The sequence below is a fragment of the Streptomyces sp. NPDC005070 genome (assembly GCF_053600395.1).
Window position 1 is genome coordinate 63,870 of record NZ_JBSFZS010000029.1, and the last position, 7,915, is coordinate 71,784.

General features: G+C 72.2%; 8 protein-coding genes. 3 read left to right on the plus strand and 5 right to left on the minus strand.

Annotated features, from left to right (window positions below; genetic code table 11):
• Positions 1-37: 37 nt before the first annotated feature.
• On the plus strand, positions 38-949 hold the full coding sequence (locus ACWEBX_RS13045; protein ID WP_451884927.1) for a LysR family transcriptional regulator: 912 nt from the start codon (positions 38-40) through the stop codon (positions 947-949).
• A gap of 150 nt (positions 950-1,099) precedes the next feature.
• Here the strand turns inward: ACWEBX_RS13045 and ACWEBX_RS13050 are convergent, their stop codons facing one another.
• Together ACWEBX_RS13050 and ACWEBX_RS13055 are read right to left on the minus strand one after the other, a co-directional pair.
• Complete coding sequence (locus ACWEBX_RS13050; protein WP_451884928.1) at positions 1,100-2,014, minus strand: ketopantoate reductase family protein; 915 nt, start codon at positions 2,012-2,014, stop codon at positions 1,100-1,102.
• Positions 2,015-2,155: 141 nt separating this feature from the next.
• A complete protein-coding gene (locus ACWEBX_RS13055) occupies positions 2,156-2,929 on the minus strand; it encodes an MBL fold metallo-hydrolase (RefSeq protein ID WP_451884929.1) in 774 nt (257 codons plus the stop codon).
• Positions 2,930-3,031: 102 nt separating this feature from the next.
• Here ACWEBX_RS13055 and ACWEBX_RS13060 point away from each other — a divergent pair, with 102 nt between their 5' ends.
• Positions 3,032-3,262, plus strand: a complete 231-nt coding sequence (locus ACWEBX_RS13060) for a DUF2277 domain-containing protein (RefSeq protein ID WP_384798720.1) — start codon at positions 3,032-3,034, stop codon at positions 3,260-3,262.
• Between the two features lie 159 nt (positions 3,263-3,421).
• Here ACWEBX_RS13060 and ACWEBX_RS13065 read toward each other — a convergent pair whose 3' ends face one another.
• The 3 genes from ACWEBX_RS13065 to ACWEBX_RS13075 form a co-directional block, all read right to left on the minus strand.
• On the minus strand, positions 3,422-4,051 hold the full coding sequence (locus ACWEBX_RS13065) for a DedA family protein (protein ID WP_451884930.1): 630 nt from the start codon (positions 4,049-4,051) through the stop codon (positions 3,422-3,424).
• Between the two features lie 200 nt (positions 4,052-4,251).
• Positions 4,252-5,922 carry an alkaline phosphatase D family protein gene (locus ACWEBX_RS13070; RefSeq protein WP_451884931.1) on the minus strand — a complete coding sequence of 557 codons (1,671 nt, stop codon included), beginning with the start codon at positions 5,920-5,922 and terminating at the stop codon, positions 4,252-4,254.
• 143 nt (positions 5,923-6,065) lie between these two features.
• Positions 6,066-6,710, minus strand: a complete 645-nt coding sequence (locus tag ACWEBX_RS13075; protein WP_451884932.1) for an HNH endonuclease family protein — start codon at positions 6,708-6,710, stop codon at positions 6,066-6,068.
• Positions 6,711-7,189: 479 nt separating this feature from the next.
• Here ACWEBX_RS13075 and ACWEBX_RS13080 point away from each other — a divergent pair, with 479 nt between their 5' ends.
• The gene (locus ACWEBX_RS13080; RefSeq protein ID WP_451884933.1) at positions 7,190-7,771 is read left to right on the plus strand and encodes a TMEM165/GDT1 family protein; all 582 of its coding nucleotides are present in this window, start codon (positions 7,190-7,192) and stop codon (positions 7,769-7,771) included.
• Positions 7,772-7,915 lie beyond the last annotated feature (144 nt).

Here is a 7,915-nt window from a genome sequence, read left to right on the forward strand (position 1 = left end):
TCGGTCAACTCACAAGGCCCGCTAGTACCTTGGGGCCGTGACTCTGGATGATCTTCGCGTGTTCGTCGCCGTCTGCCGGGCCGGAAGCCTGAGCGCCGTGGCCCGGGAACTGGGCTGCACGCAGTCGGCGGTGAGCCAGCACGTACGCCGGCTGGAACGCGAGGTCGGGCTCGGACTCGTCGAACGGCAGGCCCGGGGCGTGGTGCCCACCCGCGCCGGGCGGCTCCTCGAACAGGCCGCCGCCGACGGCATCGCCGGGCTCGACCTCGCGCTGCGCAGGCTCGGCGAACTGGCGCGCGGGGGCGGCGGTACGGTGCGGATCGCCACCGGCGGCACCACCGTGCGGCACTTCATGGCCGAGGCCGTGGTCGAGTTCCGGGGGCGATACCCCAAGGTCAGCCTGGAGTTCCAGACCGAGAACTCCAGCCGGAGCTGCTTCGACGCGCTCGCCGACCACGGACTCGACCTCGCCTGGGTCACCCTCGGTCCTCCCGTACGCGGGATCGAGCAGCGGGCCGTGGCCGAACTCCCCTGGGTGCTCGCCGTGCACGCCGACGACGAACTCGCCGCGCGGGAAAGGATCGAGGCGGAGGAGCTGGCCGGACTGCGGATCGTGGGACTTCCCGAGCGGTCCACCTCGCGTGCCCATCTCGACTCCGCATACCGGGAATTGGGGATACCGGCGGGCACATCCGACACCAGTGTCGCCGACTGGGACACCGCGATCCTGCTCGCCGAACTCGGCCTCGGTCACGCCGTCGTCCCGGCCCTGCCCGGCCTGCCCGGGCCCGGCCACCCCCGCCTGCGCTTCCTCCCTGTACCGGCCCTGCCGCTCCTGGCGGTCGGTTGGGCGGTCCGCCGCTGGGACGCCCTGTCACCCGCCGCGCACGCCTTCGCCGACACGGTGGCCCGGCACTGCTCGGACGCCGGCACGGTGGCGGGGGACTGACACCGGCGCGACGCCGGGACCGGCGCCCACACCGGTCCCCGCACCACCCGTACGCGGTCGGGAGGACATCCGTACACGTCGAGCCGACACCCTTGCGCAGTCGGGCGGTTCGGCCCGGACTCCGAAGGGCCGGACACGGCGCGTCGGCCGTCAGCCGTCCGTGCCGGCGAGCGGCGTCAGATGCCGGACCAGTTCGGCCGCCACCGGAACCGGCACCCCGGTCCGCTCCGCCGCTCGCAGCAACGCGCCGCCGATCGCGTCGAGTTCGAGGGTGCGGCCCGCCTCGGCGTCCCGCTGCATCGAGGACTTGGTGGCCGCCGGGAAAGCGTCGTAGCGGGCGAGAGCGGTCGCCGGATCGGTGGCGGCTCCGCACGCGCGGCCCACCGCGGCCGTCTCCTCGACGAGAGTGGTCAACTCCCCGCGGTGCAGCGTGCGTACGTCGCCCACCGGCACCCCGTACCGAGTCGTCAGCAGGGCGAACGGCGCGAGGAACGCCATCTTCGCCCAGAGCGTCGCCGACTCGCCGTCCCGGACCCGGGCGTGCAGCCCGGCCCACTCCAGGGCCCCGGCGAACGCCTCCACGCGCGCTCGGGGTGCCGTGTCGGCGGTCAGGTCGAGCTCGGCGAACGGGCTGCCGTGCTCGACCAGCCCCGGGCCGATCCGCGTCGACTCCACGCGGATCACCGCGGGGGCCACCTGCTCGGAGCGGTAGCGCTCGCGCAGCAACGCCGGGTGCTCGACACCGTTCAGGAGCGGGACGATCAGCCCCTCCTCGCCCAGGGCCTTCGCCGGGAGGCGCTCCAGCGCGGCGTCCAGGGCCGTCGCCTTGACCGCGATCAGGCACACGTCGGCCGGCTCGCGCAGCTCGGTGTCCGCCGCCACCCGCGCCGTGAAGTCGCCGAAGTGACCGCTGCGCACCTCGATGCCGTCCGCGGCCAGCTTCCGCGCGGTCTCGTCCCCGGCGAGGCAGACGACCCGATGACCGGCACGGGACAGGAGCGCCGCGAGCAGCCCGCCGACCCCTCCCGGACCCAGCACAGCCACCGTCAGCGCGTCGTTCGCCATGGATCCTCGCTTCTCTCCACGGGCCCCGAACGGGCCCCGGAGATGGTCACAAGACTCGGCGACCCGAGTCAATCCTCGGAGAAACTTGCCGAACTCCAAGCAATCACTCGGATGTTGTACGGACCGGACCGCGCGGGGCGGCTACGGCACCCGTACCGAAGCCCCGGGCTCCAGCAGCCGCAGCCGGTCCGTGAGACCCGCCCGCGCGAACGCCTTCGCCAGGGTCGAACCGTCTTGCGTGAAGTGACCCCAGTGCTCGAAGTGCAGCGGGACCACCCGGACGGCGCCGAGGATCACCGCGGCCCGCGCCGCGTCCTCGCTGGTCAGGGTGAGCGGGACGTCCGGCACCAGCGGGGTGCGCGCCGCGCCCGCGAACAGCACGGCCACGTCGAAGGGGCCCTCCCGGTCCGCGATCTCCCGTACGACGTCCAGGGACGCGTTGTCACCGCTCACGTACACCTTGGGCAGCCCCTCCCCGGACAGCGCGAAGCCGGTCACCTCGCCCACGAGGGGCAGCGAGCCGTCGGGCCCGTGCTGCGCCGGAACGGCTGTCACGCGCAGGGCTCCGCCGTCCGGACGCGCCAGTTCGGCGGACTCCCAGGGGCCGAGGGCGCGTACGGGGGCGCCGATCCGCTCGTACGCCGATGCCGTCGACAGGGTCACCGGGGCACTCTGGAGGTACCCGCGCCCGGACGCGTCCAGGTTGTCGGGGTGCTGGTCGTGCGAGAGCAGGACGGCGTCGACCGGGCCGATCCTCTCGGCCGGGAGCGCGGGTCCGGCGGTCTTCACCAGCTTCCGTGAGCCGACGGGGTACTCGCCGGGAGCGTCGAAGGTCGGATCGGTCAGGAGCCGCAGGCCGCCGATCGCGATGACGGCGGTGGGACCGCCGACGTAGGTGATCTCCACTGAGGTCATGTTCTGCTCAATCCGGCGAACCGGCGGCGCTATTCCCGGCCTGGACGGGCCGTCTCGCGCGAGCGGTGACCACGAAGGCGCCGGACGCGCGAGACTGGACCCATGTGCCGCAGCATCAAGACACTTCGCCCGCCCGCGATCCCCGAGGAAGCGACCGAGGAGGAGATCCGCGCCGCCGCTCTGCAGTACGTCCGCAAGGTGTCCGGGTTCCGTGCCCCGGCCGCACACAACCGTGAGGTCTTCGACCGCGCCGTCGAGGCGGTCGCGGCGGCCACGGCCGAGCTGCTGGACCACCTGGAGGTGCGCGGGGCGGCGGCCCAGCACGCCGGATGACCGGCCGGACGGCCCGCCCGGCACACGGTCGGGGCGGTGCGTCCACGGGCGTGCCCGTGGACCCTCACGTGAGGGCGCCCGTACGCGCGTACGCTCCGCGTCGGTACGGCGAGTGCGTCCGCGTGCCTGTGTGGCCCTGTGCGGCCCCTGAGCCGGGGCTCAGGCGCCCGCTTCCTGCTCCCGTACCGCGGGACGGCGTACGACGTAGGCCGCGCCCGCACCCGCGATGAACAGGGCCCCGACCGAGACGGCCGCCGTGAGCCAGGTGGCGCCCAGCCACTGGCCGCCGAAGTAGCCGAGGGCGACGCTGTACCCGGCCCAGGCCAGGCCGGCGAGGACCGACCAGGGCAGGAAGTCACGGACCCGGCGGTGCGCGGCGCCCGCGCCGAGCGAAACGACCGAGCGGCCGGCCGGAGCGAAACGGGCGACGACCACGAGCACACCGCCGCCGCTCGCCAGGACCTGGCCGAGACGTTCCTGCGCCCGGGTCAGGCGGCGGGACCGGGCGATGGCGCGAACCAGACGGTCGCCACCCCGCCAGGCGAGGCGGTACGCCACCAGGTCGCCGAGAACCGAGGCCGTGGCCGCGCAGAGGGTGAGCACCAGGATGTCGGGCACGGCGTGCGGGACGTTGCCGGTCGCCGTGGCGGAGCCCGCCGCGGCCGTCGCCGCCGTGATGACCAGGACTCCGCTCGGCAGAACGGGCAGGAAGACATCGAGAACGATGGACACGGCGATCACCGCGTAGATCCATGGGCTGCCTGTCAGCGACCCCATACTCTCCAGCACCGAAACTCTCCCCCGACCACCCCGTGAGCCCGACCGCGCCACTCCTCGCGACGGAGCGGCGTGCGGCCTGTGACCGCCACACAGCGTACGCCGCGGATGGTGCGGAAGATCCTCCGGGGACGCATGTGTCGGTGACATCACGTTCACGCGCCCGCACGCTCCGGTACGCGGGACGGCGTCGGCAACCGTGAGGGATGCGCCTATTCCGGGGTGATCCGGGACTCCGCCACCGTCGTCAGCCGGGCGCCTCCGGCCGCACGGCCGAGGCCGCCGCCGCGCGCCCGCCGTGCCTGTTCGAGACGCAGGGAGGCCGAACGGCCGTGCAGGGTAAGGGTCATGAGCTGATTGCCGAACCAAGGGCCGCCGGTTTTCCGCCAGTCGACCGGCGGCCGTCCGCAACCGCCGTGCCGGGCGAGGAGGATGCCGAGCAGGCGGGCCGGGCGGCTCCAGCCGAACCGGAAGCCGAGCCGCACATAGAGCGGGATGGAGTTGTGGACGGGGGAGCAGGTCAGTTGGAGGACGCGGGCCGAGGGCTGCCGGGCGGGGTCGGCCCAGACCGGATCCGCGACGTAGGCGTGGTGCACGTCTCCCGACAGCACGCACACGGTGGCCGGTGCCCGCTCGTCCGAGCCGGCCTCGGCGATCAGTTCCGTCAGTTCCGTGAAGGATTCCGGGAACGCCGCCCAGTGCTCCAGGTCGGCCGCGCGGCGCAGCCGCTCGCCGAACCGCGCCCAGCGCCCGCCCCGATCGCCCCGGCACAGGGCGGCGTCCCACGTCTCCACGTGATGGATCAGCGGGGGCAGCAGCCAGGGCAGTGACGTGCCTATCAGCAAGTGGTCCCGGGACTCCGGCGTCTCCAGGGCCTGCTCGCGCAGCCAGGCCGCCTCCCCGGGATCGAGCATCGCCCGGTCCTTCTCGTCCAGGACCCGGGCCGCGCGGGTGTCGAGCATCAGGACACGGGTCCGGCCGAAGTCGCGGCGGTAGCTCCAACGGACCGAGGCCGGGTCGGCGTCGGCCTGGGCGGCGAAGGCGCGCAGCACGTCCGTACCGTCGGGGGTCTCGCGCACGGCCACGTACAGCAGATCCTCGGAGAGCTCGGCGGGGGAGAGGTTGCCGAGGTGCTGGTGGACCCAGTACGACATCAGACCGCTGAGCACCCGCTCGCGCCACCACGGGGTCGCCCGGATCTCCGCGAGCCAGGACGCGCTGGTGTTCCAGTCGTCGATGACATCGTGGTCGTCGAAGATCATGCAGCTCGGCACGGTCGACAGCAGCCAGCGGATCTCGGGGTCGAGCCAGGACTCGTAGTAGAGGCGGGTGTACTCCTCGTAGTCCGCGACCTGGTGGCCCGGGGGGTCCGCGAGCCCCCGGCGCGCGGCGATCCAGGCGCGAGTCGCCCTGGAGACCTCGTCCGCGTACACCTGGTCGCCCAACAGCAGGAGGACGTCCGGGCGTTCGGCGTCCGGGGCCTCGGCGATCCGGGCGGCGAGGGTGTCCAGCGCGTCGGGTCCCACCGGGTCCTTCTCGTCCGCGGGCGGCGATGCCCACCGGCAGGAACCGAAGGTGACCCGGACGACGGCGTCCTCGCTCCCGGGGGTGCGGACGACCGAGGGAGGAAAGCGCGAGTCGGGCAGCGGCCACACGGCCGCGCCGTCCAGCAGGATCTCGTACGAGGTGGCCGTGCCCGGTGTCAGTCCGTCCACCGGCACCAGTGCGTAGTGATGGCCCGCCACCTGGAAGGTGCGGGCCTGTCCGCGGGTGCCGTCCGCGCAGCGCACCTCGGCGGTGCACGGGCGGCTCGCCTCGACCCAGAAGGTCGCCGACGAGCCGTCCACATACCTCAGCAGCGGCCCCAGGCGCAGCTCGGCCATGGTGATCCCCCTCCTCCGTCGCCCCGTACGGTACGGAACGACGGAGGCCTGTGGGGAGGTTCCGGAGACCGTGAAACAGCGTGGGGGGACGGTGTCCGGAACCCTGGCGGCCCGCGGCCGCCGGTCTGTGCGGCGGGTGCGGGTCAGCAGCCGGCGAGGACCGAGCTCAGCTTGGTCTTCTCGGCGGAGTCGACCTTGAGGTTGTAGTAGTACTTCACCTGCACCCAGGCGCGGACGTACGTGCAGGCGTACGCGGTGCGCGAGGGCATCCACTCGGCCGGGTCCTTGTCGCCCTTGGACTGGTTGACGTTGTCCGTGACGGCGAGGAGCTGCGGGCGGGTCACGTCGTTGGCGAAGGCCTGGCGCTGGGCCGTGGTCCAGGCACTGGCGCCGGAGTCCCAGGCCTCGGCGAGCGGGACGAGATGGTCGATGTCGACGTCGGAGGCGGCGGTCCAGGTGGCGCCGTCGTAGACGGAGTACCAGCTGCCGCTGGTGGCCACACAGGCGGAGTCGGTGGTGACGTTGGAGCCGTCGCGCTTGAGGATGTACTCACGGGTGTTGCACGTGCCGCTGATCGTGATCCAGGTCGGGAAGAGGTCGCGGGAGTAGCCGGTGCGGTTCTCGGTCGCCACGGTGAGGGACGCGAGGTAGGTGCGGGCGGTGGCCGCGCTGACCGGGGTGGGGAGGGCGGCGGAGGCGGTCGGGCCGGTGAAAACTCCGGCCATGGCTATCAGACCCGTGATGCCTGCGAGTATGCTCAGCCGTCGACGCGCGTAGACCTTGGGCATGCGAACTCCCTTGTGGTGTGGGGGTGTTGCGGTGCGGGCGAACGAATGCTCGCGGCGTCGTGTTGCCGTGAGGTAAGTGCGCGGTTAGAAAATAATGACGCGTTCATGACATAACAAGGTTCATGACAGAACTTTCTCTGACGTCCGGGTGTCCAGGTCGGGGGACTTTCGGCCCTGGGGGCCGCCTCGCGGGTCGCGTACTATGGACGGCGCAGAAGGGGAGTAGCTCTTCGCCGGACCGTCGACATACTGCTCAGCTCGTCTGAGCCGGCGCCCGGAGGCAGGCCTCGATCACGAGGCCGGCCAGCGAGACCTTCGGCAAGCAGTGCACTTGCCCTGCCGGGCTTTCCGGCGTGGGCGCTTGTGTCCGTGCCTCCCGGCGCGGGTGTAGCTGTGTGCTGCCGTGCCGAGGTGTCGCGCAGTCACAGCACGCGCAATCGCAACACTCTCGGCGGGGCAGCCCGACCGATTGAGGAATTTTGATCAGCTTCAGCGTGATGGCGCTCGTCTTCGGTGTCGTCTTCCTTGCCGAACTGCCCGACAAGACCGCGCTCGCCGGCCTCGTCCTCGGCACCCGCTACCGCGCTTCGTACGTCTTCGCCGGTGTCGCCGCCGCCTTCGCCGTCCATGTGACGCTCGCCGTCGCGGCGGGCAGCGTGCTGACGCTGCTGCCGCAGCAGATCGTGCACGCCGTCACCGGTGTGCTGTTTCTCGGCGGGGCCGCGGTGCTGCTGATGAAGAAGGACGAGGACGAGGAAGAGGTCCGCAAGCCGGCGAACCAGACGTTCTGGAAGGTGTCCGGGGCCGGCTTCATGCTCATCCTCGTCGCCGAGTTCGGCGACCTCACGCAGATCATGACGGCGAACCTCGCCGCGCGTTACGACGACCCGCTGTCGGTGGGGCTCGGTGCGGTGTTGGGGCTGTGGGCCGTGGCGGGGCTGGGGATCGTGGGCGGCAAGGCGCTGATGAAGCGGGTGCCGTTGTCGTTGATCACCAAGGTGGCGGCTGTGTTGATGCTGGGGCTGGGTGTTTGGAGTCTCTACGAGGCTGTGGCGGGCTGACCTCGTGCTGTGCGGGTTCGCTGGTGCCGGCGCTCGCGGTTCGGGTTCGGCTCCGGTGGGTGGGTCGGGGCCGTGCCGGTGCATCAGCCCGTCGCCGTTGGGTGAGGGGTGGGCGTCGGTGGCGACGGGCATCGATGTACCGGC